General features: G+C 75.0%; 27 protein-coding genes. 14 read left to right on the top strand and 13 right to left on the bottom strand.

Annotated elements, in window-relative coordinates; translation table 11 throughout:
• Positions 1-36 precede the first annotated feature (36 nt).
• The 3 genes from ilvA to ABWU78_RS18740 all read right to left on the bottom strand — a co-directional run bounded on the left by ilvA (position 37) and on the right by ABWU78_RS18740 (position 3960).
• Positions 37-1302 carry a threonine ammonia-lyase gene (gene ilvA, locus ABWU78_RS18750; RefSeq protein ID WP_439159172.1) on the bottom strand — a complete coding sequence of 422 codons (1266 nt, stop codon included), beginning with the start codon at positions 1300-1302 and terminating at the stop codon, positions 37-39.
• The gene (locus ABWU78_RS18745) at positions 1299-2594 is read right to left on the bottom strand and encodes an AI-2E family transporter (protein WP_253053043.1); all 1296 of its coding nucleotides are present in this window, start codon (positions 2592-2594) and stop codon (positions 1299-1301) included. Before ABWU78_RS18745 ends, ilvA begins: the two co-directional genes overlap by 4 nt.
• A 124-nt stretch (positions 2595-2718) precedes the next feature.
• Entirely contained in the window at positions 2719-3960 is a 1242-nt protein-coding gene (locus ABWU78_RS18740; RefSeq protein WP_353708639.1) for a cystathionine gamma-synthase, read from the bottom strand.
• A gap of 197 nt (positions 3961-4157) precedes the next feature.
• On the opposite strand from ABWU78_RS18740, the gene ABWU78_RS18735 reads away from it, so the two are divergent.
• From ABWU78_RS18735 to ABWU78_RS18720, 4 genes are all read left to right on the top strand, one after another.
• Complete coding sequence (locus ABWU78_RS18735; protein ID WP_353708638.1) at positions 4158-4952, top strand: SDR family NAD(P)-dependent oxidoreductase; 795 nt, start codon at positions 4158-4160, stop codon at positions 4950-4952.
• Positions 4953-5097: 145 nt separating this feature from the next.
• Complete coding sequence (gene msrA, locus ABWU78_RS18730; protein WP_253053037.1) at positions 5098-5778, top strand: peptide-methionine (S)-S-oxide reductase MsrA; 681 nt, start codon at positions 5098-5100, stop codon at positions 5776-5778.
• 132 nt (positions 5779-5910) lie between these two features.
• A complete protein-coding gene (locus tag ABWU78_RS18725) occupies positions 5911-6747 on the top strand; it encodes an aldo/keto reductase (protein WP_353708637.1) in 837 nt (278 codons plus the stop codon).
• 52 nt (positions 6748-6799) lie between these two features.
• A complete protein-coding gene (locus tag ABWU78_RS18720; protein ID WP_439159171.1) occupies positions 6800-7651 on the top strand; it encodes a CPBP family glutamic-type intramembrane protease in 852 nt (283 codons plus the stop codon).
• A 19-nt stretch (positions 7652-7670) separates the two neighbouring features.
• Here the strand turns inward: ABWU78_RS18720 and ABWU78_RS18715 are convergent, their stop codons facing one another.
• The 4 genes from ABWU78_RS18715 to ABWU78_RS18700 form a co-directional block, all read right to left on the bottom strand.
• Entirely contained in the window at positions 7671-8522 is an 852-nt protein-coding gene (locus tag ABWU78_RS18715) for a phosphatase PAP2 family protein (protein WP_353708636.1), read from the bottom strand.
• Positions 8523-8686: 164 nt separating this feature from the next.
• Entirely contained in the window at positions 8687-9343 is a 657-nt protein-coding gene (locus tag ABWU78_RS18710; protein ID WP_375825974.1) for an SRPBCC family protein, read from the bottom strand.
• Positions 9340-9726: an ArsR/SmtB family transcription factor gene (locus ABWU78_RS18705; RefSeq protein WP_439159170.1), complete on the bottom strand. Its 387-nt coding sequence runs from the start codon at positions 9724-9726 to the stop codon at positions 9340-9342. The genes ABWU78_RS18710 and ABWU78_RS18705 overlap by 4 nt, the downstream gene beginning before the upstream one ends.
• 103 nt (positions 9727-9829) lie before the next feature.
• Positions 9830-10714, bottom strand: a complete 885-nt coding sequence (locus tag ABWU78_RS18700; RefSeq protein ID WP_439159169.1) for a LysR substrate-binding domain-containing protein — start codon at positions 10712-10714, stop codon at positions 9830-9832.
• 54 nt (positions 10715-10768) lie between these two features.
• On the opposite strand from ABWU78_RS18700, the gene ABWU78_RS18695 reads away from it, so the two are divergent.
• A complete protein-coding gene (locus tag ABWU78_RS18695; RefSeq protein WP_047232055.1) occupies positions 10769-11149 on the top strand; it encodes a DUF5997 family protein in 381 nt (126 codons plus the stop codon).
• A gap of 4 nt (positions 11150-11153) precedes the next feature.
• Here the strand turns inward: ABWU78_RS18695 and ABWU78_RS18690 are convergent, their stop codons facing one another.
• Together ABWU78_RS18690 and ABWU78_RS18685 are read right to left on the bottom strand one after the other, a co-directional pair.
• Positions 11154-11525, bottom strand: coding sequence for a SelT/SelW/SelH family protein (locus ABWU78_RS18690; protein ID WP_253053025.1), 372 nt, complete (start codon positions 11523-11525; stop codon positions 11154-11156).
• Between the two features lie 30 nt (positions 11526-11555).
• Complete coding sequence (locus ABWU78_RS18685; protein WP_253053023.1) at positions 11556-12950, bottom strand: DUF2252 domain-containing protein; 1395 nt, start codon at positions 12948-12950, stop codon at positions 11556-11558.
• Between the two features lie 156 nt (positions 12951-13106).
• On the opposite strand from ABWU78_RS18685, the gene ABWU78_RS18680 reads away from it, so the two are divergent.
• Positions 13107-14321: a class I SAM-dependent methyltransferase gene (locus ABWU78_RS18680; RefSeq protein WP_439159168.1), complete on the top strand. Its 1215-nt coding sequence runs from the start codon at positions 13107-13109 to the stop codon at positions 14319-14321.
• 64 nt (positions 14322-14385) lie between these two features.
• On the opposite strand, the gene ABWU78_RS18675 is transcribed toward ABWU78_RS18680, so the two are convergent.
• Complete coding sequence (locus tag ABWU78_RS18675) at positions 14386-14796, bottom strand: FKBP-type peptidyl-prolyl cis-trans isomerase (protein WP_047232052.1); 411 nt, start codon at positions 14794-14796, stop codon at positions 14386-14388.
• Positions 14797-14934: 138 nt separating this feature from the next.
• Here ABWU78_RS18675 and ABWU78_RS18670 point away from each other — a divergent pair, with 138 nt between their 5' ends.
• From ABWU78_RS18670 to ABWU78_RS18660, 3 genes are all read left to right on the top strand, one after another.
• Positions 14935-15828, top strand: a complete 894-nt coding sequence (locus ABWU78_RS18670; protein ID WP_439159167.1) for an alpha/beta fold hydrolase — start codon at positions 14935-14937, stop codon at positions 15826-15828.
• Positions 15821-16411, top strand: a complete 591-nt coding sequence (locus ABWU78_RS18665; RefSeq protein ID WP_439159166.1) for a TetR/AcrR family transcriptional regulator — start codon at positions 15821-15823, stop codon at positions 16409-16411. Before ABWU78_RS18670 ends, ABWU78_RS18665 begins: the two co-directional genes overlap by 8 nt.
• A gap of 69 nt (positions 16412-16480) precedes the next feature.
• Positions 16481-17179, top strand: coding sequence for a hypothetical protein (locus ABWU78_RS18660; RefSeq protein ID WP_439159165.1), 699 nt, complete (start codon positions 16481-16483; stop codon positions 17177-17179).
• Positions 17180-17280: 101 nt separating this feature from the next.
• Here ABWU78_RS18660 and ABWU78_RS18655 read toward each other — a convergent pair whose 3' ends face one another.
• The gene (locus ABWU78_RS18655) at positions 17281-18690 is read right to left on the bottom strand and encodes a cystathionine beta-synthase (protein WP_353708629.1); all 1410 of its coding nucleotides are present in this window, start codon (positions 18688-18690) and stop codon (positions 17281-17283) included.
• 125 nt (positions 18691-18815) lie between these two features.
• Between ABWU78_RS18655 and ABWU78_RS18650 the strand changes: the two genes are divergently transcribed.
• Positions 18816-19517, top strand: a complete 702-nt coding sequence (locus tag ABWU78_RS18650; RefSeq protein WP_353708628.1) for a DUF5701 family protein — start codon at positions 18816-18818, stop codon at positions 19515-19517.
• Between the two features lie 82 nt (positions 19518-19599).
• On the opposite strand, the gene ABWU78_RS18645 is transcribed toward ABWU78_RS18650, so the two are convergent.
• Both ABWU78_RS18645 and ABWU78_RS18640 read right to left on the bottom strand, forming a co-directional pair.
• Positions 19600-20118 (bottom strand): hypothetical protein, encoded by a 519-nt coding sequence (locus tag ABWU78_RS18645; protein ID WP_439159164.1) that lies wholly within the window; start codon positions 20116-20118, stop codon positions 19600-19602.
• A 2-nt stretch (positions 20119-20120) separates the two neighbouring features.
• Positions 20121-21014 carry a Bax inhibitor-1/YccA family protein gene (locus tag ABWU78_RS18640; RefSeq protein WP_253053007.1) on the bottom strand — a complete coding sequence of 298 codons (894 nt, stop codon included), beginning with the start codon at positions 21012-21014 and terminating at the stop codon, positions 20121-20123.
• Positions 21015-21402: 388 nt separating this feature from the next.
• On the opposite strand from ABWU78_RS18640, the gene ABWU78_RS18635 reads away from it, so the two are divergent.
• The 4 genes from ABWU78_RS18635 to ABWU78_RS18620 are packed head-to-tail and all read left to right on the top strand — an operon-like array spanning position 21403 to position 25455.
• On the top strand, positions 21403-22392 hold the full coding sequence (locus ABWU78_RS18635; RefSeq protein WP_253053005.1) for an ABC transporter ATP-binding protein: 990 nt from the start codon (positions 21403-21405) through the stop codon (positions 22390-22392).
• Positions 22389-23261 carry an ABC transporter permease subunit gene (locus ABWU78_RS18630; RefSeq protein WP_253053003.1) on the top strand — a complete coding sequence of 291 codons (873 nt, stop codon included), beginning with the start codon at positions 22389-22391 and terminating at the stop codon, positions 23259-23261. Before ABWU78_RS18635 ends, ABWU78_RS18630 begins: the two co-directional genes overlap by 4 nt.
• Complete coding sequence (locus tag ABWU78_RS18625; RefSeq protein WP_253053001.1) at positions 23258-24757, top strand: ATP-binding protein; 1500 nt, start codon at positions 23258-23260, stop codon at positions 24755-24757. The genes ABWU78_RS18630 and ABWU78_RS18625 overlap by 4 nt, the downstream gene beginning before the upstream one ends.
• Complete coding sequence (locus ABWU78_RS18620) at positions 24754-25455, top strand: response regulator (protein WP_047232044.1); 702 nt, start codon at positions 24754-24756, stop codon at positions 25453-25455. The genes ABWU78_RS18625 and ABWU78_RS18620 overlap by 4 nt, the downstream gene beginning before the upstream one ends.
• The last annotated feature ends 64 nt before the right edge of the window (positions 25456-25519 follow it).

Genomic DNA, 25519 nt, shown 5'->3' with positions numbered 1-25519 from the left:
GTGCTCTTCCGATCTGGGGCCACTTCTCGCGTCTCGTCAGAGGCCGGGCGAGCCGTCGTCGCTGCGCTCGACGCGGTAGCCCTCGGAGCGCAGGTGCGCGACGAGCTCGTCGCAGTGCTCCGGGCCCTTGGTCTCCACCTGCATGCGCACCCAGGCCTCGCCGATCGCGAGGCCGACGTCGGTGCGGTCGTGGTCGATGTGCATGATGTTGCCGCGCGTGGTCGCGATGACCTCGAGCAGGCGCGCGAGGGCGCCGGGGCGGTCGTCGAGCAGCACCTGGAGCTGGATGTACCGGCCGGCCGCCGCGAGGCCGTGCCGCACGACCCGCAGCAGCACGAGCGGGTCGATGTTCCCCCCGGACAGCACGACGACGACGGGCCCCTCGACCGGGTCCGCCGCGCCCGCGTCGACCGCGGCCGTCCCCGAGAGGAGCGCCGCAACGCCGGTAGCCCCCGCGGGCTCGACGAGCAGCTTCGCGCGCTCGGCGACCATGAGCAGCGACCGGGAGATCTCCTCCTCGGTCACCGTGCGGACCTCGACGCCGTGCTGGGCCAGGATCCCGAACGGCACGTGCCCGGGCGTCCCGACCGCGATGCCGTCGGCCATCGTCGCGGCGAGCCGCGCCGTCGTCGGCGTCCCGGCGACCAGCGAGCCCGGGTAGGCGGCGGCGCGCTCCGCCTGCACCCCGATCACGCGCACGTGCGGCGCCGTCTGCGCGAACGCCGCGGCGAGGCCCGCGACGAGCCCCCCGCCGCCGAGCGGCGCGATCACGGTCCGGACGTCGGGCACCTGCTCGAGGATCTCCAGCGCGATCGTCGCCTGGCCGGCCACGACGTCGGGGTGGTCGAACGGGTGGATGAACACGGCGCCCGTCCGGTCGGCCTCGGCACGCGCGGCGGCGAGCGTCTCGTCCACGTCCGCGCCGACGAGCCGGACCTCGGCGCCGTACTGGCGCGTCGCCGCGACCTTGGGCAGCGCGGCGTCGACCGGCATGTACACGACGGCCCGGATGCCGAGCAGGCCCGCGGCGAACGCGACGCCCTGCGCGTGGTTGCCCGCGCTCGCCGCGACGACGCCGCGGGTCTTCTCCTCGGCGCTCAGGCGCGCCATGCGCACGTACGCGCCGCGCACCTTGAACGACCCGGCGCGCTGCAGGTTCTCGCACTTGAGCAGCACGCGGACGCCGGCGGCCTCGCTGATCGCGCGCGTCGTCTGGACCGGGGTGCGGTACGCGACGCCGTCGAGCAGGCGGGCCGCGTCGCGGACGTCGTCGAGCGTGACCGGGACCGGCCCGGAGGTCACCGCACCTCCCCGGGAGCGTCCTCCACGGGTCCGGCGTCCTGCGGCCCGACGACGGCGGAGTCCTCGCCGGCGCCCTCGCGGGTCCGACGGCGCGCGGCCACGTCCTCGAGGTCGGCCTCCGCGCGCGCGATGACCGGCGGCTGCGGGCTCCCGCGCACCACGACGCGGTCGTCCGTGCCGAGCTCGGGGAACTTGTCGTGCCCGTGAAGGTACAGCACCACGGTGTTGAGGACCGCCGCGATCGGGACCGCGAACAGCGCGCCCACGATCCCCGCGGCGAAGCTGCCCGCCGCGACGACGAGCAGCACGGCGACCGGGTGCAGCGAGACGGCGTGGCCCATGAGGAACGGCTGGAGGATGTGGCCCTCGATCTGCTGCACGAGCAGCACGATGCCGAGCATCACGAGCGCCTGCACCCAGCCCTGCGCGACGAGCACCACGAGCACCGCGATCGACCCGGTGACGATCGCACCGACGATCGGGATGAAGGACCCGACGAACACGAGGATGCCCAGCGGCAGCGCGAGGGACGGGACGAAGAACGCCGCACCGATCCCGATGCCGACCGCGTCGACCGCCGCGACGAGGATCTGCGTGCGCGTGTACGCGGCGAGCGTGACGATGCCGCGGCGGCCCGCCTGGTGGACGTCGTCGCGCGCGCGCAGGGGCAGCAGCCCCACGACCCACGACCAGATCGTGCGCCCGTCGAGGAGGAAGAAGAACGTGCAGAACAGCGCGATGAGGGCGCCGGCGACCACGTGGCCGATCGTCGTGGCCGCGCCGAGCGCGCCGGAGACGATCGAGTCCTGGTTCTCCGAGACCGCGGTCCCGGCCTGGTCGAGCCAGTGCGAGATCGTCGTCGAGTCGAGGCCGAGCGGGCCGTCCGCGAGCCACTCGGTGAACTGCTCGAACCCCTCGACCGCCTGGTCGCGCAGGTCCTGGAAGCCGCTGACGATCTGCTGCCCCGCGATGGCCACGAGCCCCGCGACGACGACGATGAGCGCGATGAGCGCCGCGCCGGACGCGAGCCCGCGCGACATGCGCAGGTGACGGCGGAAGAACCGCTGGACGGGCGTGAGCAGCACCGTGAGCAGGAGCGCCACCGCGATGGGGACGACGATCACCTTGAGCTGCGTGACGAGCCACAGGCCCGCCGCGATCGTCAGGCCGATGAGCAGCAGCCGCCACGACCAGGCGGCGGCCGATCGCACCGAGTCGGGCACCGCCGCCGCGCCGGGGCGCCCGGGGGGAAGCGGGTCGGGGGTCCTGTGCTGGTCCGTCTGCGCGCTCACAGCGCCACCCTAGGTGAGCGCCCCTCCGCTCGCGGCGCCGAAGACCCGCGACGCGCCCGGTGTGCGCAGGATCTCCCCACCGCGCCCGGTGCGCGCGGGATCTCCCGGCCGGGTCGGCCCCGGCCTACCCGAGCGCCCGGGTGAGGTCCGCGACGAGGTCCTCGACGTCCTCGATGCCCACGGAGAGGCGGACGAGGTCGTCCGGGACCTCGAGCGCCGTCCCGGCGACGGAGCCGTGGGTCATGCGGCCCGGGTGCTCGATGAGCGACTCGACGCCGCCCAGCGACTCCGCGAGCGTGAAGACCTGGGTCCGCGCGCACACGTCGAGCGCCTTCGCCTCGCTGCCGAGGCGGAACGACACCATGCCGCCGAACCCGCGCATCTGGCGCGCCGCGAGCTCGTGCCCGGGGTGCGACGCGAGGCCGGGGTAGATCACCTCGGTGACCGCGGGGTGGGCGGCGAGGAAGTCGGCGACGGCGGCGGCGTTCGCCTGGTGGCGGTCCATGCGCACCGCGAGGGTCTTGAGGCCGCGCAGCGTGAGCCACGCGTCGAACGGCCCGGCGACGGCGCCGGACGCGTTCTGGTGGAAGCCGACCGCCCCGGCGACGTCGCTCCCGCCCGCGGGCGACGCGAGCCCGCCGGGGAGCTGGGCACCCGTCGCGACGACGAGCGCTCCCCCGACGACGTCGCTGTGGCCCCCGACGTACTTGGTCGTCGAGTGCACGACGACGTCCGCGCCGAGCGCGAGCGGCTGCTGCAGGTAGGGGGTCGCGAAGGTGTTGTCGACGACGAGCAGCGCCCCGGCGTCGTGCGCGACGCCCGCGAGCGCCGCGATGTCGGACACCCCGAGCAGCGGGTTCGTCGGGGTCTCGACCCACACGACGCGCGTCTCGGGGCGCACCGCGGCCCGGACCGCCTCGACGTCCGTGAGGTCGACGGGCGTGTGCTCCACGCCCCACGGCCCGAACACCCGGGCGATGAGCCGGTACGTGCCGCCGTACGCGTCGTCGGGCACGATCACGTGGTCCCCGGGGCGCACGACGGCGCGCAGCAGCGTGTCCTCCGCGGCCAGGCCGGACGCGAACGCGAACCCGCGCGCGGCGGGCGACCCGTCCGCCGTCGGGCCGAGGCCGCCGGACTCCGCGGCCGCGAGCGCCTCCTCCAGGGCGGTGCGCGTGGGGTTCGCGGAGCGCGAGTACTCGTAGCCGCCGCGCAGCCCGCCGACGCCGTCCTGCTTGTACGTCGAGACCTGGTGGATCGGCGGCACGACGGCGCCGGTGGTCGCGTCCGGGTCCTGCCCCGCGTGGATCGCCCGCGTGGAGAAGCCGGTGGTGGTCCAGTCGGGGTGCTCGCTCGAGGTGCTCACGGACCCACCCTACGGCGCCGCCCTGCGCCGAGCAGGTGGTCGTGGTCCGTCCCGCTGCCCGGACGAACCGGGACCGCCTGCTCGGCCTGCCGAGAGCGCCTGCTCGGCCCGCCGGGAGCGCCGCGGTGGCGACCGGCGTCGTCGCGCGGGACGGTGGGTGGGGCGGCGCGCGTCGCCCGGGCGCGGAGGGAGCACGCATGGAGATCGACCTCGGCGGGCGCAGGGCGCTCGTCACCGGCTCGGCGCAGGGCATCGGCCTCGCGATCGCGCGCGCCCTCGCGGAGTGCGGGGCGGCCGTCGTCGTCAACGGACGCTCGGAGGAGACCTCGTCCCGCGCGGCCGACGACGTGCGCACGCACGTCCCGGGCGCGGACGTGCTCGGCGTCGCGGCCGACCTCGCGACCGACGAGGGCACGGCCGCGGTGCTCGACGCCGTGCCGCACGTCGACGTCCTGGTGAACAACCTCGGGATCTTCTCGAGCGAGGACCCGCTCGCGATCGACGACGCGACGTGGCGCCGCTACTTCGAGGTGAACGTCCTCGCGGGCGTGCGGCTCACGCGCACCTACCTGCCCGGGATGATCGAGCGCGGGTGGGGCCGCGTGCAGTTCGTGGGCAGCGACTCGGCGGTCGTGATCCCGGCCGAGATGATCCACTACGGCGTGAGCAAGACGGCGCTGCTCGGCGTCTCGCGCGGGTTCGCCAAGGCGGCGGCCGGCACGGGCGTCACGGTGAACAGCGTGCTCGCCGGCCCCACGCACACGGGCGGGGTCGAGGCGTTCGCGCGCGAGCTCGTCGGCGACGACCTGCCCTGGGACGAGGCGCAGCGCGTGTTCATGCGCGAGCACCGCCCGCAGTCGCTGCTCCAGCGCCTCATCGAGCCGGAGGAGATCGCGCACCTGGTCGCCTACCTCGCGTCGCCGCTGGCGTCGGCGACGACCGGCGCGGCGGTGCGCGTCGACGGCGGCTACATCGACTCGATCGTCCCGTGAGAGGCTCGTGCGGTGCGCCCGCCCGGCTCGCGACGGGCCGGCGTCGGCCCGGAACACCCGCCGCCCCCACGGCGTTCTACCCCGTGCCAGGACGATGCGTCGTGGGCCAGCGCCCCGGTCGTCCGGGTCCTTCAGGAGGTAAGCGATGAACTCGATCTTCGACGCGATCTTCGGCTCGTCCGGCAAGACGACGATGGTCGCCCCCGAGGACGCGCTGCCCGGGCGCCAGTCGCCCGTGCTGCAGGCACCGCGTCCCCACACCGTGCTCGGCACCTCGATCACCGGCCCGTGGCCGGAGGGCACGCGCGTGCTCTACCTGGCGATGGGCTGCTTCTGGGGCGCCGAGGAGATCTTCTGGCAGGTCCCGGGGGTGGTGAGCACCGCCGTCGGCTACATGGGCGGCACGACGCCGAACCCGACCTACGAGGAGGCGTGCACCGCGCGCACGGGCCACACCGAGACGGCGCTCGTCGCGTACGACCCGACGAAGGTCTCCGAGGAGGAGCTCCTCAAGATCTTCTGGGAGCGCCACGACCCGACGCAGGGCTACCGCCAGGGCAACGACGTCGGCACCCAGTACCGGTCCGCCGTGTACTGGACGACGCCGGAGCAGGAGCAGGCGGTCCGCGACACCGCGGCGCGCTACTCCGCGGTGCTCGAGGCCAAGGGCTACGACCCGGTGACGACCGAGATGCGCCCCGCGGCCGAGGCCGGCCCGTTCTACTACGCCGAGGACTACCACCAGCAGTACTTGAGCCCCGCCAAGAACCCGAACGGCTACCGCTGCCACGCGACCACGGGCGTCCCGTTCCCGAGCGCCGCGTAGCGCCCGCCGAGAGGTGAGTCGTGGCCCCTGATCCCCCGTGGATCGGGGCCACTTCTCGCTTCTCGCCCGAGGGCCCCGGCGCCCGGTCCCGTCGGGGTGCGTGCCGCGCCCGGCCCGACGCAGGATGGGCCCATGACGATCCCCACCCTCAGCGCCCCGGACGGCACGACGATCCCCGCGATCGGCTTCGGCACCTACAGGCTGGGCGGCGAGGAGGGTGCGGACTCGATCGCCCGCGCGATCGACGCGGGCTACCGGCTGATCGACTCGGCGTTCAGCTACGAGAACGAGGGCGCGGTCGGCGCCGCGGTGCGACGCGCGGACGTCCCGCGCGACGACGTGCTCGTCACGTCCAAGCTCCCCGGCCGCCACCAGGCCCACGACGACGCCGTCCGCACCGTCGAGGAGTCGCTGTTCCGGACCGGTCTCGACCGGATCGACCTGTACCTGATCCACTGGCCGAACCCGCGCGTCGGGAAGTACGTCGAGGCGTACGAGGCGCTGGTCGAGTGCCGCGAGCGCGGGCTGGTCCGCCACGTCGGGGTGTCGAACTTCCTGCCCGAGCACCTCGACGCGGTGATCGCCGCGACGGGCGTGACCCCGCTCGTGAACCAGGTCGAGCTGCACCCGTACTTCCCGCAGGCAGCGCAGCGGGCCGCCGACGCCGAGCGCGGGGTCGTCACCGAGGCGTGGAGCCCGATCGGTCGTGCGAACGACCTCCTGCGCGACCCCGTCGTCACGGCGGTGGCCGCCGCGCACGGGGTCTCGCCCGTCCAGGCGATCCTGCGCTGGCACGTGCAGCTCGGCGTCGTGCCGCTGCCCAAGGCGTCGTCGCCCGAGCGCCAGCGCGAGAACCTCGACGTCTTCTCGTTCGAGCTGACGACCCACGAGATGAACGCCCTCACGGGCCTCGCCCGGCCCGACGGGCGCACGAACGACCAGGACCCGGCGGTGTACGAGGAGCTCTGACTCCCGCGGCGCGGCACGTGCCCCGCGCCGCCGGTCGTGGCACCGTGTGCGGGTGACGTCCCCCGCCCTCGCCCCGGTGCCCGACGCCGCCCGACCGCCCTGGGCGGTCGGCTCGCCGCTGCGGCTGCTCGCCGCGGTGCTGGTCTCCGGCTCCGCGGTGCTGCTGTTCGCGGTGCACGTGCGCCCGCTCGGGTACGTGCCGCTCGTGCTCGGCGTGGCGCTCGGGCTCGCCGTGGACCGCCGCCTCGGGCGTGACCTCGCGCTGGTCGGCACCGGCATGGCGATCATCTCGACGATCTCGCTCGAGGCCGACCTGTCGGACGCGGGGATGGTGCGCTTCGCCGTCGTGCTGTCCCTCGCCGTGCTCGTCCCGTGGGCGCTCTCGCGGTTCGCGTTCCGCGAGGACGTCGTCCGGTTCCCCGTCGCCACCGGGCGGCGCTGGACCCGGGGGCAGATCGTCTACCTCGTCGTGGTCGTCGTCGCGGGGTACCTGATCCTGCCGTTCTACTTCATCGGCTCGGGCGCGTACCTCAACTGGCCGGAGATCACGGGCGGGCAGGAGATCGCCCGGCTGTTCGTCGGTGTCAACGCGGTGGGGATCTGGGACGAGCTGTTCTTCGTGTGCGTCGTGTTCGCGCTGTACCGCGAGCACTTCGGCCTGTGGACGGCGAACCTGCTCCAGGCGGCCGTCTTCGTGTCGTTCCTGTGGGAGCTCGGGTACCGCGAGTGGGGTCCGCTCCTCACCGTCCCGTTCGCCCTGGTCCAGGGCTGGATCTTCTCCTGGAGCAAGTCGCTCACCTACGTGGTGGCCGTCCACCTGCTCTTCGACGTCGTGGTGTTCGCCGTGCTCGTGCACGCCCACCACCCGGAGCTGTTCGACGTGTTCGTCACCGCGCCACGCTGACGGTGCCGCCCGAGCCGGTTCAGGACGGTCGCGCCAGCAGGACCCGACGGACCCCGTCCACGCGGCACGCCGCGGTGACCGCGACCGTCGCCGGGCCGGCGAGGACCGTCACCGTCGCGACGACGACGGCGACCCCGACGGCCGCGCCCGCGACGACGTCGTGCGGGAAGTGCACCCCCTGGGCGACCCGCGCGGACGCGACGGCGACGGCGAGCGCCACGGGGAGCACGACCCACAGCGCGACGTCGCGCAGCGGCGACCGGTAGGCGTGCCGGGCGGGCACCGCTCCCGGGACGCGCACGGCAGGCGCACCCGCGAGGACGACCGCCGTCGCGAGGGCGAACGCGATGGCGGTGTGGTTGCTGGGGAACGACCAGTCCCCCGCCGCCGGGCAGTGCGCGACCTCCACGAGCTCCCAGCACCCTCGCGGCTGGCGGACGAGCGACTTCACGGCCTCGCTCGCGGCGTAGGCGACGACGGCGCCCGCTCCGGCGACGAGCGTCGTCCCGACGGCGGACGCCCCCGCACGGCGCGACCGCCACGCGACGACCGCGCACAGGCCGAGGAGGACGAGGACCCCGCCCTCCGCGACGAGCTCGGACCCCGGGAGATCGGCGGTCCGGGCCGTGATCGCGAGGTAGAGCGCCTCGCTCGGCCCGCGCAGGAGCCGTGCGACCAGCACCACGAGCGCTGCTCCGACCAGCCACGACACCGCGACGAGGACCTGACCGGCGGCCCGGTTCGACGCGTCCGCGGACGGCTCCGGCAGCGGGCGCGACGCCGTTCCCGGCACCGTGCCGGACGTGGTGCCGAGGGGTGCGGCGGGGCGGTCGAGCAGGGTCGAGGTACGGGACGAATCGGGCGGGGTCATCGCACGAGGGTAAGCCGGGTGAACGGCAGGTGAACATCCGCCCCGCGGGGGATGTCCGCCGTCGGCCCTCCCCCCAGGGCCGGACACTCGCGCGACGACGCCGAGACACGATCGCACGCGCGTGAGGCACGATCACGACCGGCCCCGCGCGCGTGCGACCCGGTTCAGCTCGGCTCGGGGGCGTCGTCGGCGGGGACGTAGAAGGCCGTCGTGGCGGCGACGCGCGCCGCGACCTCGTCCGCGCCCAGCCCGTCCGCGGCCGCGAGCGCCGCGCCCCACGCCTCGCTGCTCGCGGTGTTGAACACCCGCAGCTCGGGGCTCGCGAGGACCTCCTCGGGGTCGAGCGGCCCGGCCCCGTCGAGGTGCAGCGCGAGGCCCAGGAGCGCGCCGTCCCAGCCGACGCCGACGGCCCCCGGTCCGTACACGTCCCACATCTCCGGCGGCACGACGGCGGTGTGCTCGAGCGTGAGGGTCGTGCCGCCGTCGGGCGCCGGCGCGAGGCGGAGCTCGACGACCGACGAGTCCTCCGGCGTCGGCGGGCCCATGACCCAGGTGAGCCGGAGGAGGGTCGGCGCGTCGCACGCGCGGATCTCGCCGCCCGCGTTGCCCTCGACCTGGTACGTGCCGCCGACGCGGAAGTCGCCCGTGACGGGCAGGAACCAGCGCGGGATGCGCTCGGGGTCGGTGACGGCGTCCCACACGTCCTCGACGTCGGCCGGGTAGGTCCGCTCGATCGTGAGGACGCGGGCCTCGCCCGCAGGGAGCGTCCCCGTCCCGACGGAGCGCCGCGCGGCCTCGAGCTCGGCGATGAAGTCCTTCATGCTGTCCTCCTGGTGGTGGCGGTCGGGCGTCCGGCGTCCTCGTCGGCGGCCGCGGCGCGGCGCCGCTCGCGGGCACCGCGAGCGAGCTCGGTGCCGAGCGCGTCGAGCCGCTGCTCCCAGAACCGGCGCAGGCCCGCGGCCCAGTCCTCGACCTCGTCGAGCGCCGCGGGGTCGAGCGCGTAGAGGCGCCGGGTCCCCTCGGGCCGCACGGTCGCGAAGCCGCTCGTGCGCAGCACCTTGAGGTGCTGGGACACGGCGGGCTGGCTGATCCCGAACTCCTCGCCCACGAGCGCGGCGAGCTCCCCCGCCGGTCGCTCGCCGCGGGCGAGGTGCTCGAGGATCCGCCGCCGGACCGGGTCGCCGAGGACGTCGAACGCTTCCATGACACCCATGTTTCACCTGGTGCTTATATAAGTCAAGGCCGATCTAAGCGTCCAGGAACGTCAGCGCGCTCCCGGCGCCCGGCCGGCGAGCCCGGTGCGGACCTCACCGGCGCTTTCCGCCGCGCCCCCGGGCGTCGCGCCCCTTCTGGCCGCCGCCGCGACCCGGCTTCCCCCCGCCGGAACGCCCGCGCGCCGACGCGCCGCGCCCTCCCCCGCGACCGACCTGTCCACGGGTTCCACCGCGGCCCGCGCCACGGGGAGCCTCCGGCTCCGCGGCGGCCGCCTCGGCACGACGGCCGCGCGAGCTGTTGACCGTGCGGCCTCGCACGATGCCGACCATCTCCTCGACCAGCTCGTCGTCCCGGTCCGCGACCCACGCGAGCGCGACCGGGGCGGTCGGCGCGTCGTCGAGGCGCCGGTACGTCACGTCCTTGCGGTGGTGCAGGCGCGCGAGCGACTGCGGCACGACCGCCACCCCCACGTTCGCCGCGACGAGCACGACGGCGTCGCCCGTCGTCGCCGGACGCTCGACGGCCGGCGTGCCCGGGGGCTCCGGGGCGTCGTCCGCGGCGCCGGGCTCGCCCGCCCACGGCACGACGTCGTCGAGCGGTCGCAGCAGCACGTCGTCGGCGAGGTCGGCGAGGGCGACGGGCTCGTCGGGCTCGAGCGCGGCGAGCAGGTGGTCGCGCGAGACGAGCACGACCGGCGCCTCGTCGTAGAGCCGGATCGCGCTGAGGACGTCGCGGTCGACCGGCAGACGGAGGATCGCGGCGTCCGCCTCGTCGTCGCGTAGCGCGCGCTCGGCATCGCGCGCCTCGACGGCGACGAGGTCGAGCGGCACGTCGGCGAGGCGCTCGCGCCACGTGCGCACCCACTTCGCCGGCGTCGCGCCCGGCACGTACGCGAGGCGGAACCGCCGCACCGCACCGCCGTCGCCGGGGGTCGCGCCGTTCGTCACCTCGGGGGCCGTGCCCGCGTCGTCGTCCACCCGACCAGCCTAGGCGCGCCGCCGATGCCCGACCGGCCGACTACCCTGGAGCCCATGACCCCCAAGCAGTCCGCGCAGACCATGAAGCCCGCCACCGCGGCGAAGAAGCTCGGGGTGTACCTGCCCGCCACGCCGCCGGAGTTCCAGGAGGGCACGATCACGCGGGCCCAGCTCGAGGAGCTCGAGAAGAACCCGCCGGAGTGGCTCGCCGACCTGCGCCGCAACGGCCCCCACCCTCGCCCCGTCGTCGCGGGTCGCCTGGGCGTCTCCATCTCCGGCCTCACGCGCGGCGGCCTCACGGAGCCGCTGACGACGGAGGAGATCGACGCCCTGCGCCAGGACCCGCCGGCGTGGCTCGCGACCGAGCGCGAGGTGCAGAAGAAGGTCCGCGCCGAGGAGGAGCGGCTCGCCGCCGCCCGCGCCAAGAAGGGCTGAGCCCTCAGCCCTCGCCGGACCCTGACCGGGCGGCGGCCCGGTCCGTGTGGCCGAGCGCGAGGTCCGGCGCGACGGCGTCCCGCACGCGCCGCTTGAGGTCCGGGATCTCGGGGAACCCGCCGTCGGCCTTGCGGTCCCAGAGGAGCACGGGTCCGTCGCCGGCGTCGAGCGTGACGCGGAAGACGCCGTCCGTCCCCGGCACCAGGGCGACCTCGCCGAGCCGCGTGCGGAACGTCTGCAGCAGCTCCTGAGCGACCCACGCGGCCCGCAGGAGCCACCGGCACTGCGTGCAGTACTCCACCGCGACGCGTGCGGTCCCGCGCGGCGGGTCGGCGGTGGGAGCCTCGGGTCCGGGGAGCCCGGCGTCGTCCGTCATGGCGCCCAGCCTACGGTCGCGCGGCCCGCCTCAGGCGTCCCGCTCGGCGGGCAGGCGGCCGCTCGCGACGGCGGCCTCGAGCGCGGCGTAGTCGCTCTCGACGACGTCCGCGTACGCGCGCGACCAGCGCGCGATGGCGTCGTCGAACGCGTCGGAGCGGCCGAGGTACCCGGAGGCCACCCGCGTGCCGGGCGACTGGCTGTGCGCACGGGCGAGCACGCGCCCGCACAGCTCGCCGTACCGCACGAACTGGTTCGCGGAGAGCCGGTCGAGCTCGACCGACCCCTTCATGTCGCGGAACTGCCGCCAGAAGAAGTCGACGCGCGGGCGGCCCGTGCGCGCGGGCGCCTCGACCGTGATCCAGCCCAGGAACGGGTCCGACTGCGCCTGGAGGATCCGCTGGGCGGCCACGACCCGGCGGCCCTGGGCGGGCACCTTCCCGGCCGGCACCAGGCCCGACGGCAGCGCGTCGACCATCCCCCCGTAGGTCGCGAGGACGGAGGTCGTCGCCTCCTTCACCTGGAGGACGAGCGGCTCGCCCGCCGGCCCCTCGAGCAGCACGATGTAGCAGCGGGTCCCCACGCTGCCCACGCCGACGACCCGCAGCACGTAGTCGACGACCGTGAACTGGCTCAGCAGCAGGCGGACGTCGGCACGCAGCGGCTCGCGGTACGCCTCGAACAGCGCGGTCAGCTCGTCGAGGGTCGCCGTCGTGACGTGCTGGGTGACGGGCGGCTGGTCGACGATTCGCGTCCGCCCGTCCTCGGTCTGCCCGGTGATCTTCTGGACCACCTGCTCCGACGTGCGTCGACGCGCCTTCTTCAGGGTGCGCTGCAGCTCCTGCCGCCCCTCCTTGAGCAGCAGCGGCTCGATGAGGTCGGTGTCGATCTGGAACGAGAAGCGGTCGAGGGCGCTGCGCGCGAACGCCTCGGCGAGCGTCTCGCGGTAGCCCCGCACCGCGCTGCGCGCCGCGTCGGCGCAGTCCGCCTCGGACAGCCCCTTGTCGCGCCCGCCGACGTACATGCTCGCGGCGAGCCGCTTGACGTCCCACTCCCACGGCGCGTCCGACGCCTCGTCGAAGTCGTTGAGGTCGAACAGGACCCGACGCTCGGGCGACGCGAACAGGCCGAAGTTGGAGACGTGCGCGTCGCCGCACGCCACGACGTGCACACCGGTACGCGGACCGTCGCGCAGGTCATGGGCCATCGTGGCCGCCGTGCCGCGGTAGAACGCGAACGGCGACTCCAGCATCCGCCCGATCCGGAGCGGGACGAGGTCCTGCAGCCGGTCGCGGTTCTGCTCCTCGATGACGGCGACCGGGTCGCGCTCGGGGAGCAGGAGCGCCCCCTGCGTGCGGCGCGGCACCCGGTCGCGCAGGGCGCGGCCCGCGGCGCGGGACTCGGCCAGGGTTCGCGGGACGTCCACGGGTGCCTCCTCGCTGTCCGGGAACCGCACAGTAGCGCGCGCCGCACGGCACGGCGACAGGACGACGACCCCGAGCCGCAGCGCGACGGCGCGACCGCGGCGGCGCGGCGGCGCGGGCCGGGGCGGGATGCTCGCACCGTCGGGGAGACTGGTCCGGTGACGACCTCGCCGCCCGACCTCGCCGCGCTGCTCGCGCGCCTGCGCACCGACGACACCGGCCCGGCCCGCGAGGACGCGCCGGTCGCCGTCGACCCCGTGGACCGCCTGCTGCTCGACCTCCTGGTCGAGGACGCGCCGTGGCTGGCGAGCGCCGGCCGGGAGTCGGTGGCGGTCGTCGACGACCGGTACGGGGCCCTCACGCTAGGGGCCGCGCTGCTCGCCGCGCCGTCGACCGCCACGGGGCCGACGCCGGGCCGCGGGCGGGTGCGCGTCCACCAGGACGCGTGCACCGCGGAGGCGGCCCTCGACGCGAACGCGACCGCGGTGGGCATGGAGGGGACGGTCGTGCACCGCGCCCTGGGCCCCGACCTGCTGTCCGGGGCGCGCGTCGTGCTGCTGCGCCTCCCCCGCAGCCTCGCGGCGCTCCGCGACGTCGCGGAGCACGTCGCGCGCGAGGCCCGCCCGGACGTGGTGCTGCTGGCGGGCGGACGCGTCAAGCACATGACCCGCGCGATGAACGACGTCCTCGCCGAGTCGTTCGTCGACGTGCGGGCGAGCCTCGCGCGCGGGAAGTCGCGCGCGCTCGTCGCGTCGTCCCCGCGCCCCGCGCGCGGCGGGTTCACCTCTCCCGTGACGGCCGAGCTGCCCGACCTCGGGCTGCGGGTCGTCGCGTTCGGGGCGGCCTTCGCGGGGGCCGGCCTCGACCTCGGGACGCGGTTCCTGCTCGAGCAGCTCGACGCCGCGGGCCCGGACGGACGGGCGCCCGGCGGGACGGGTCCGCGCGACGTCGTCGACCTCGGGTGCGGGACGGGCGTGCTCGCCACGTGGGCGGCGCGGCGCTGGCCGGGGGCGCACGTCGTCGCGGCGGACCGCTCCGACGCGGCGGTGCGGTCGGCGGCGCTCACGGCGCGCGAGAACGGGGTCGGCGACCGCGTGCGCACGGTGCGCGACGACGCCGGCGCGACGCTCGCCGAGGCGAGCGCCGACGTCGTGCTGCTCAACCCGCCGTTCCACGACGGCGCCGCCCTGCGCACCGACGCGGCGCACCGCATGTTCGCGACGGCGGGGCGGGTCCTGCGGCCGGGCGGGGAGCTGTGGTGCGTGTGGAACTCGCACCTGCGCTACCGGCCGGCGCTGGAGCGCACGGTCGGGCCGACCACCCAGGTCGCGCGCGGCCCGCGCTTCACGGTGACCCGCTCGACGCGCCGCTGAGTGCGGGGTGTTCGTCGTCGGGACGGCTCCGCGGCGACGAACACCCGCACTCAGCAGGGAGGTGTCACTGGACGTCGACGACGTCCACGACGAAGACGAGCGTGTCCGTGCCCGCGATGCCGGCCTGCGGCACGCCGCGCTGGCCGTAGCCGTGCTCCGGCGGGATCGAGAGCAGCACGCGCGAGCCGACGTTCTGGCCGACGAGGCCCTTGTCCCAGCCGCCGATCACGGCGCCGACGCCGATCGGGAACGCGATCGTGTCGCCGCGGTCGTAGGAGTTGTCGAACACGTGCCCGCCCCACGTCTGGCCGAGGTAGTGCACGACGATGTTGCGCCCCGACGTGACGGCCGGGCCGTCGCCCTCGCTGAGCACGACGACCTGCAGACCGCTGGGCGCGTCCGTCTCCGGGAAGGTCAGCGTCGGCTTGTCGCCGAACGATCCGGAGGCGGTGGGAAGGGTGGGCTGGTCGGTCACGAGGGTGCCTCTCGTCGGGTGCAGGAAGCCCGCGCGGACGCGGGTCTCCCCACCCTACGCGGGGTCGCCCCGGCACGACGGGGACGACCACGGCCCGCGCCCTTGCCATCGCTGGCTAATGGTATTAGCCTAAGGGCTATGAACACGAGCCAGCGGCCAGCCCTGCACCACCTCGCCCGGGCCGAGGGGCGCCTCGCCTACACCGACGAGGGCACCGGCCCCCTCGTCGTCGCGTCGCCCGGCATGGGCGACCTGCGCGCCACCTACGACGACGTCGCCCCGCACCTCGTGGCCGCGGGCTACCGCGTCGTCGTCGTGGACCTGCGCGGCCACGGCGACAGCGACACCACGTTCTCCACCCACGGCGACGAGGCGACGGCGTCCGACTACGTCGCGCTCGTCGAGCACCTGGACGCGGGCCCCGCCGTCCTGCTGGGGAGCTCCATGGCGGCGTCGGCCGCCGTGGTCGCCGCAGCCGAGCGTCCCGACCTCGTGCGCGGGCTCGTCCTCCTCGACGGGTTCCTGCGCGAGCCGTCGTCGCCCGCGAAGCTCCGTGCGATGCGCGTCCTCTACCGCCTCGCGCTCGCCCTCCCGTGGGGGGCCGCGTTCTGGGCGTCGTTCTACGGGTCGCTGAACAAGGGCCGCACGCCCGCGCGCCTCGCGGCGCACCAGGCCGCGATCCGCGCCAACCTCGCCGAGCCCGGACGCCTGCGTTCCTTCCGCGACCTGACCCTCCAGCTCGACCACCGTGTGGTCGACCCCCGCGTCGCGCAGGTCCGCGCGCCCGCGCTCGCGATCTTCGGCGCGCTCGACCCCGACTACGCCGACCCGGCGGCCGAGGCCGCATGGGCGCAGGAGTCGCTCGGCGCGACCACCCTCGTCCTCCCCGAGGTGGGCCACTACCCCCAGCTCCAGGCGCCCGAGGAGGTCGTCGCCGCGACGCTCGCGTTCCTCGCGGACCTGCCGGACGACGCCGCGCGGCCGGGCGCGCGGCGCGGAGGGTCGCAGGGGTCGGAGGGCACCCGTGGCTAGGGCGGGGCTCTCCCACGCGGCGGTCGTGCGGATCGCCGTCGACCTCGTCGACGCGGGCGGCCCGACCGGGTTCGCCGACCTCACGCTCGCGAAGGTCGCCGCCCAGGCGGGCGTCGCGACGCCGAGCCTCTACAAGCACGTCGGGTCGCTCGCGGCCCTGCGGCGCGAGGTCGCCGTGGTGTCCGTCGAGGACTACACGCGCGCCCTCACCGACGCCACCGTCGGCCTCGCCGGGCCCGACGCCGTCGCGGCCCTCGCGCACGCGACCCGCCGCTACGCGCGCGCTCACCCGGGCCGGTACGCCGCGGTCCAGGTCGCGCCCGACCCGGACGACCCCGCCGACGCCACGCTCTCCGCGGCGGCCGGCCGCAGCGTCCAGGTCGTCGCCGCCGTGCTGCGCGGGTTCGACCTCCCCGAGGAGCGCACGATCGACGCGATCCGGTCCGTGCGCGCGAGCCTGCACGGGTTCGTCTCGCTCGAGCTCGGCGGCGGCTACCGGCTGCCCGACGACCTCGACCGCAGCTTCGACCTCCACGTCCGCTCGGTGCTCGCCGGCCTCGAGTCGCTCTCCGGCGGCTCCTGACGCCCCGCGCCGCAGACCGGCCCCGGCGAAGTCGCCCATCCGTCCAGCGCAACCACCCCGGAGGCTCCCGTGAGCTCGACCACCGCCACCGCGCCCGGCACGACCACGCCGTCGGCCTCGACCCGCACCCGACGCCTGACCGCCGCCGCGCTCGTCGCGGCGGGCGCCGGGTTCGTCCTGTTCCCCGTGCTGCGGCCGTGGCCGGACGAGGCGCGTCCGACCGCCGAGCTCGCGGCCGCGTTCGCGTCCGACCGCTGGGTCGTCGCGCACCTGTGCGGCATCCTCGCGATCGGACTGCTCGCGCCCGCTCTCCTGGGCCTGCGCTCGACCCTCGCCCCGGTCGCTCCGCGCCGCACGACCGCCCTGCTCGCGTCCGCGACCGGGCTGGCGTGGGCGGGAGGATTCCTCGCCGCGCTCTTCTTCGGCGCGGAGATGTTCGGCATCCAGGCGGTCGCCCGCGCCGCGACCGCCACGAGCGACCCCGCCGCGTCCGGGTTCCTCGCCGTCGCGACGGACCTGCGCACGGGACCGCTCGCGGTCACGCTCTTCGGTGCGGGGCTGCTCCTCCTGGCGGCGGGCGGCGCGCTGACCGCCGTCGCGCTCCGGCGCGTCGCGCGCTGGTGGCTCACCCTGCCGTTCGCCCTCGGCCTCGTCCTGCTGCTGCCGCAGTTCTGGGGCGGGCCGGGGCTGCGGGTCGCGCACGGCGTCCTGCTCGGCGCCGGTTGCGCGCTCCTCGCAGTCGTGGCGCTCCGCCAACCACGCCCCTGACCGCTCCCGAGAACGACCCCGATCGCTGCCGAGCACGACATGGGTGTCGTTATCCCACGGATAACGGCACCCATGTCGTGTTCGGCCAGTGCCGGGGAGCGTCAGCGGGCGGCGACGAAGCCCAGGAGGTCGTGCCGGGTGAGGACGCCTACCGGGTCGCCGTCCTCCACCACGAGGAGCGCGTCGGCGTCGTGCAGCGCGGCGCGCACCGCCTCGACGCCCTCGCCCGCGCCGATGAGCGGGAAGCGGGGCTCCATGTGCTGGTCGACGCGGTCGGCGAGCGAGGCGCGGCCCGAGAACACGGCGTCGAGCAGCTCCCGCTCGCTCACCGACCCCGCGACCTCGCCGCTCTTCACCGGCGGCTCGGCGCCCACGACGGGCATCTGGGAGACGCCGTACTCGCGCAGGATCTCGATGGCGTCGCGGACCGTCTCGCTCGGGTGCGTGTGCACGAGGTCGGGCAGACGTCCGTCCTTGGCGCGCAGCACGTCGCCCGCGGTCACACCCTCCTCGTCGGGCAGGAACCCGTAGGACCGCATCCACGCGTCGTTGAAGATCTTCGAGAGGTAGCCGCGCCCGCTGTCCGGCAGCAGGACGACGATCACGGCCCGCGCCGCCGCCTCCGGGTCCTCCTCCTCGAGCCGGCGCGCGAGCCGCAGCGTCGCCTCGACCGCCATGCCGCACGACCCGCCCACGAGCAGGCCCTCCTCGCGCGCGAGGCGCCGCGTCATCGCGAACGAGTCGGCGTCCGACACGGCGATGACCTCGTCGGGGACCGACGGGTCGTACGCGGCCGGCCAGAAGTCCTCGCCCACGCCCTCGACGAGGTACGGCCGCCCGTCGCCCCCGGAGTACACCGAGCCCGCCGGGTCGGCGCCCACGACGCGCACGCGACCGCCGTCGGCCTCCGCGCGGTCCGCCGAGACGTCCTTGAGGTAGCGCCCGGTGCCCGTGATGGTGCCGCCCGTGCCGACGCCCGCGACGAAGTGGGTCACGCGGCCGTCGGTGTCCGCCCAGACCTCGGGGCCGGTGGACTCGTAGTGCGACGCCGGGCCGTTCGGGTTCGCGTACTGGTTCGGCTTCCACGCGCCCGGGATCTCGCGGACCAGCCGGTCGGAGACCGAGTAGTAGGAGTCCGGGTGGTCGGGCGCGACGGCGGTCGGCGTCACGACGACGCGCGCGCCGTACGCGCGCAGCACGTCGCGCTTGTCCTGGCTCACCTTGTCGGGGCACACGAACACGCAGTCGTACCCCTTGCGCTGCGCGACGAGCGCGAGGCCGACGCCCGTGTTGCCGGACGTGGGCTCGACGATCGTGCCGCCCGGGGCCAGCTCGCCCGACGCCTCCGCGGCCTCGACCATCTTCAGCGCGATGCGGTCCTTCACCGAGCCGCCGGGGTTCACGTACTCGACCTTGGCGAGGATCGTCGCGCTGAGGCCTTCGGTGACACGGGACAGCCGGACGAGCGGGGTACCGCCGACGAGCTCGGACACGTGCTCTGCGTATCTCATGCCCCGATCATCCCCGATCCGCGCGGTACGCGTACGTCGTGCGGCCCTCCGGCAGCACGACGGCGGGAATTTCCGTACGGTGTACAGCGTTGAGCCCTCCGACCGCCCCGACCGAGAGGTGACCTGTGCCCGAGACGACCACCGCCGCCCCGCAGCCGACCGCCCCCGCGACGACGCTCCCCGACCTGCCCGACATCGTCGCCCAGGCCGAGCGCCTCGTCGCGCTCGGCGTCCATGAGATCGCCGGCCTGACGCCCGACGCGTTCCGCACCGCCGCGGCCGGTCTCGCTGCCACCGCACCCGCCGGGGCGCTGCTCGTCGTCGACCGGAGGCTCGCGCCGCCGTCGGCCCTCGCACCCCTGCTGCGGCTCCCGGCGCGCGACGGCGAGAAGGAGGGCTTCGTCGTCGTCGACATGACGGACGTCGACCGGTTCGCGCCGATCGACGGCGTCGAGGTCCCCGACGGCCCGCTCTACCTCGTAGCCGGTCCGGACCGCGGCGACGACCTGGCGAACTGGTCGCCGGACGAGGCGCTGCCCGAGCTCACGGCCCGCGGGCGCACGCCCATGCTGCTGCACGAGGGCATCCACTGGGCGCTCCAGGCCCCGAGCGTCCTCACGCGCAACCTCTGCTACATGACCATCGGGTCGCGCCTGCGCAAGCCCGACGGCCGCCTCGACGCCCGCACCCCGGCGCTGTGGATCTCGAACGGCACGGGCCGCGACGGTCGCGAGCGGCGCGGCGCCCCGAAGGTCGGCTGGTGCTGGGCGGGCAACCGCCACACCTGGCTCGGCTTCGCCTCGACGACGGGCCGCCTCCCCGCCTGACGCAGCCTGCGCGTGTGAGCAGGGAATGGGCCCGGTTCTCGGTCGAGAACCGGGCCCATTCCCTGCCCACGACGACGGGCGCTCAGCCGAAGAAGCCCAGGAGGGCGACGAGGACCACGACGACGCCGAGCACGACGACGAGGAGCGGCCGGTCGGACGCCTCGCGCGCGGTGAGGCGACCCAGCCCGGCCCCGATCGCGGCCGTGACACCGACGACGGCGGCCGCGCCCGCGACCAGCGCTCCCCCGCCGCTCGCGCCGGCGTCGGCGAGCTGCCGCGCGAGGCCGCCGGCGAGCAGCGACCCCCACAGCGCGCCCGCGACGAGGCCGAGCGCGGCGAACACCAGCGCGGCCCGGCGCTCGGACGCGTCGCGCGTGATCCGGGTGCCGAGCCAGGCCACCGCGGCGCCCGCGGTCGGGACGCTGAGCAGGATGAGGAGCGCCGCGAACGCGAGCCACACGGGCGGGGCGCCGGAGACGACCATGTAGAGGACCTGGACGCCGAGCATCGCCGCCGCGGCGACGACGAGGCCGGCGAGAAAGACCGGCACCCGCGGCGGGAGGTCCGCCGCGGGTGCCGGTTCACGGGTGCTGCGCGCCACCGTCAGTCGCTGCTCTGCAGGATCGCGAAGAGGCGCAGGAACTCGAGGTAGAGCCAGATCAGCGTGACGAGCAGGCCGAACGCCGCCGACCACGCGAACTTGGCGGGCACGCCGCCCTCGACACCGCGCTTGATCGAGTCGAAGTCGACGATGAGCGACGCGGCGGCCAGGCCGACCCCGAGGAGGCTGGCGATGATGCCCCAGCCGCTGTACAGGCCCCAGCCGCCCAGGACGCCCGTCATGATGAGGACGACGTTCACCAGCGAGAAGACCAGGTAGCCGACCATCGCGATGAGCAGCCAGCGCATGAACTTCGGCGTGACGCGCACGCGGCCGGACTTGAACAGGAACAGGGCGGCGGCGAACGTCGCGACCGTGGCCACGACGGCCGACGGCACGACGCCGTTCCACGCCGTCTCGTAGAAGCGGCTGATGCCGCCGAGGAACAGGCCCTGCGCGACCGTGTACAGCACGATGAGCGCGGGGCTCGGGTTCCGCTTGAACGAGTTCACCAGGCCGAGCACGAGGCCGACGACCGCACCGACGATCCACAGCGCCGGCATCTGCGGCGTGACCATCCACGAGCCCGCACCGACCACGACGAGGAGGGCGAGCAGACCGCCCGTCTTCATGATGACGTCGTCGTAGGTCAGGCGCTTGGTGTCCGCGGTCGTCGCCGACGGCGCGTTGTACATCGCGTCGAGCGACGCGGCGTCGGCGGTCTGGGCGCCGTACGCGCCCCACTGCGCACCCTGCTGCGGCGGCGTGCCGTAGGCGGGGCCCTGGCCCTGCGGGGGCGGGCTCCCGTAGGCGGGTCCGGCCTGCGTGGCCGCCCCACCGCGCTGGTTCTTCGGATCCCCGAAGACCGCGCTGTTGTTGAAGACGGGGTTGCTCATGAGCTCCTCCTGGTCGCGGCGTCCACTACCTCTCAGCGGGCCTCGTCATCGGCGTCTCGCCTCGAGTCGGGTGTCGCTGGCCTGTGTTCATCCTAGGGAACGTGCGAGCCGTGGCCACTGTTCCCGCCGGTTTCTCACCGGTTTTCGCCCCTGCGAGCGCGAAGTCCCGACCAGCGGACCATCCCGCGCGGCGTGACGTACGCCGCGCGGCGTACGTCGCCCGGCCCACGCCCCGGGCAAGATACGTCGCACGGGGGCTGTCCGACGTCGTCCACGTCCCTAGGCTCGTGACGTACCTCGCGGTGAGGCCCCCGGTCGGACCCGGTGCGACCCCCGCCCGCGAGCACCAGAACCATCCCGGACGAACGACCCTCGGAGGGGCGAAGTCATGATCGAAGCACGCGGCCTGACCAAGCGGTACGGGCCCAAGACCGCGGTGGACGGCATCTCGTTCACCGTGCGTCCCGGGACCGTCACCGGCTTCCTCGGCCCCAACGGCGCCGGCAAGTCCACGACCATGCGCATGATCATGGGTCTGGACCGCCCGACCGCGGGGCACGTCACCGTCAACGGGCGCCCGTACGCGCAGCACCGCTCCCCCCTCACCGAGGTGGGCGCGCTGCTCGACGCCAAGGCCGTCCACACCGGGCGCACCGCCTACAACCACCTCCTCGCGATGGCCGCGACGCACGGCATCCCCACCAAGCGCGTGGACGAGGTCATCGACATGACCGGCCTGCAGTCGGTCGCGAAGAAGCGCGTCGGCGGCTTCTCGCTCGGCATGGGCCAGCGCCTGGGCATCGCGTCCGCGCTGCTCGGCGACCCCAAGACGCTCATCCTCGACGAGCCGGTCAACGGCCTCGACCCCGAGGGCGTCCTGTGGGTGCGCAACCTCGCCCGGTACCTCGCGTCGGAGGGCCGCACGGTCTTCCTGTCGAGCCACCTCATGAGCGAGGTCGCCCTCACGGCGGACCACATCATCGTCATCGGCAAGGGCCGCATCATCGCGGACGCCCCGGTGAGCGACATCGTCAACGGCACCCAGCAGCGCACGGTCCGCGTCCGCACGCCGCACGCCACGCAGCTCGCCGAGATCCTCACGAGCGACGGCGCGACCGTCACGAGCGACGAGCCGAGCCTGCTCGTGGTCACCGGCGCGGACGCGCCCGGGATCGGCGAGCTCGCCGCCGCGAAGGGCTTCGTCCTGCACGAGCTCACGCCCGTCACGTCGACGCTCGAGGACGCCTACATGGCCCTCACGGCCGACTCCGTCGAGTACCAGACCGAGTCCGCGCAGATCCACATCGGCCACGGCGCGGCGGGTGCGCCCGCGGACGCACCGGCCCCCACCGACTCCCTCGAAGGAGCGCAGCGATGAGCGCCACGACCCTCGCCCCGGGCGCCACCAGCCCGACGGCGTCCCGCACGTCCCCGTACCGCCTCACCTTCGGCCACGTGCTGCGCTCGGAGTGGATCAAGTTCCGCTCGCTGCGCTCCACGTGGTGGACGCTCGGCATCACCGTCGCGGTCATGGTGGGTTTCTCCCTCATGTTCGCGGCCGTCATGACCTCGATGGACTCCGCGGGCGTCTCGCCCGAGGAGGCGGGGATGGGCTCGACCGACGGCGTCGGCGTCATGGTGATCACGGTCGGCTACTCGTTCGCCCAGCTCGCCGTCGCGGTGCTCGGCGCGCTCACCGTCACCGGCGAGTACTCCACGGGCATGATCCGCTCCACGCTCTCCGCCGTCCCGCGCCGCACGCCCGCGCTCGCGGCGAAGATGATCGTCGTGGGCATCGTCACGGCCGTCTCGACCGTCGTGGCCGTGGGGCTGTCCTACCTCGTCACCTACCCGATCCTGTCGGGCAAGGACATGACGGTCGACTTCTCGTCCGCCGACGACCAGCGCGCCCTGATCGGCGTCGTGCTGTACCTCACCGCCGTCGCGCTGTTCTCCGTCGCGGTCGGCGTCCTGCTCCGCAGCTCCGCGGGCGCGATCTTCACGCTCGTCGCCGTGTTCTTCGTCCTCTCGATGGTGCTCAACATCGTCATGGGCGTCACGGGGGCCGACTGGGTCCAGACCCTCATGAACTCGCTGCCCGCGTCCGCGGGCGAGCAGGTCGTGCTCGGCGGCGGGATGTCGTCCCCCGACGCGATCGGCCCGTGGCCCGGCTTCGCGGTCCTCGCCGGCTGGACCGCGGCGCTCACCGTCGCCGCGGCGGTCGTGCTCAAGCGCCGGGACGCGTGACCTCCCGGCCTACCACCCCGCCGACGCCGGACGAGCAGCCCGCTCGTCCGGCGTCGGCCGTGGCGCGCCCGGACGCCGTCTCGGCGAGCGCGCCGGGGACGGCGCCCCTGCCGATGCGGCCCGCGCCAGAGCCCTTCACCGAGCTCGACGCGCGGCGCCTCGGCCCGGTGCGCCGCTACTTCGCCCGCCGCCCGGTCGTCATGGACTGGGTCATCGTCGCGGTGTTCGTCGTGCCGGGCGTGCTCTACGCGCTCTTCGCGGAGCAGCCCCGCGGCTCGACCCCGCTGTCGCTCGTCTTCTTCCTCCTCGGCGGGGCGCTCCTGTACTGGCGCCGCCGCCGACCCGTCACCGTCGCGCTCGGCCTCACCGTCCTCGGCGTCCTCGCCATCGCGGTCACCGGCGACACCGCCGGCTTCGAGGTCGCGGCCATGTTCGCGGTCTACGCCGTCGCCGCCTCGCGGCCGTCGCGCATCGCGTGGCCGGTCCTCGCCATCGTCGTCCTCGCCCTGTCCGGCGCGACGCTCCTCTGGTACGACATCGTCACGACCGCCGACGGGGAGATCCTGCGCCAGAGCGTCGAGCCCGGCCGCGCGACCGTTGACCGCGTCGTCGGCATCCTCGTCACGACCATCCTCTGCCTGGTCGCCCTCGCGATCGGCACCAACGTGCGCGCCCGTCGGCAGCACGTGTCCGACCTCGTCGAGCGCGCCAACTCCATCGCGCGCGACCGCGACCAGCAGGCCCAGCTCGCCGCGGCCGCCGAGCGCACGCGCATCGCGCGCGAGATGCACGACGTCGTCGCGCACTCCCTCACGGTGATGGTCGCCCTCGCGGACGGCGCCAAGGCGTCGGGCCCCAAGAACCCCGAGCTCGCGGGGCACGCCCTCGACGAGCTCACCGCGACCGGGCGCGCCGCGCTCGCCGACATGCGGCGCGTGCTCGGCGTCCTGCGCGAGCCCGGCGGCGAGCAGACCGTGCCCCTCGCCCCGGCGCACGAGACGCCCGAGCTCGAGGAGATCGTCGAGCGCTTCCGGACCGCCGGTCTGCCCGTCCGGCTCGTGCGCTCCGGCCCGCAGCCGACGCCCGGGCCGGCGCTGCGCCAGACCGCGCACCGCATCGTCCAGGAGTCCCTGACGAACGTGCTGCGCTACGCGCCGCTGTCCCCCATGGTCCTCGTCGAGGTCTCCCGCCGCGCCGAGCCCGGCGCGGACTGGCTCGAGCTGCGGGTCGTCAACCAGGCGGGGCGCCGGCCCGGCGAGGGCGCGAGCGTCGACGAGCGCGGCCTCCCGCCGTCCGTCGCGGAGCAGCACCCGCCCGGCGTCCCGGTCGGGACGGGCCGCGGCGTCATCGGGATGCGGGAGAGGGCGGCCGTGTACGGCGGTACGGTGTCGGCGGGGCCGAGCGGGACCGGCTGGGAGGTGCGGGCGAGCCTGCGCCTCGACCTCGACCCCGGCCGGGAGACCGGCGCACGCGACGACGGACGGGAACGCACATGACGGACAGCGGCGCACCGACCCGGGTGCTGCTCGTCGACGACCAGGCGCTGCTGCGCATGGGCTTCCGCATGATCCTCGCCGCCGAGGACGACATCGAGGTCGTCGGCGAGGCCGGCGACGGCGAGACCGGGATCGCGCAGGCCGCCGCCCTGCGCCCCGACGTCGTGCTCATGGACGTCCGCATGCCCGGCACCAACGGCATCGAGGCGACCGAGCGCATCGTCGCGGCCCAGCCGGAGTCGCGGGTCATCATCCTCACGACGTTCGACCTCGACGAGTACGCGTTCGCCGCCCTGCGCGCCGGCGCGAGCGGGTTCCTGCTCAAGGACGCCAAGCCGGGCGAGCTCGTCGGGGCGATCCGCGCCGTCGCGAGCGGCGACGCCGCGGTGTCCCCGCGCATCACGCGCCGCATGCTCGAGATGTTCTCCGGGCAGCTCCCCCAGGACGGGACGGTCGCTCCCGCGCCGAGCCAGACCGGCCTGCACGACCCCCGCCTCGCCGAGCTCACGGCGCGCGAGCTCGAGGTCTTCGAGGCGCTCGGCGAGGGTCTGACGAACGCCGAGATCGCCGAGCGCTTCGTCCTGTCCGAGGCGACCGTCAAGACCCACGTCGGCCGCGTCCTCGGCAAGCTCGGGCTCCGCGACCGCGTCCAGGCCGTCGTCCTCGCCTACGAGACGGGCGTGGCCCGCCCCTCCTGAGGTCGTCCGCCCGCCGAGGTAGAGCCCTGGTCCGCCCAGGTAGAGCCCTGGTTTCGTGCCCGAC

Origin of the sequence: Cellulosimicrobium sp. CpK407, assembly GCF_051844275.1 — a bacterium.
Taxonomy (GTDB): domain Bacteria; phylum Actinomycetota; class Actinomycetes; order Actinomycetales; family Cellulomonadaceae; genus Cellulosimicrobium; species Cellulosimicrobium cellulans_G.
The sequence above is the reverse complement of the archived record's forward strand: the minus strand, read 5'-3'. Positions and strand labels throughout refer to the sequence as shown.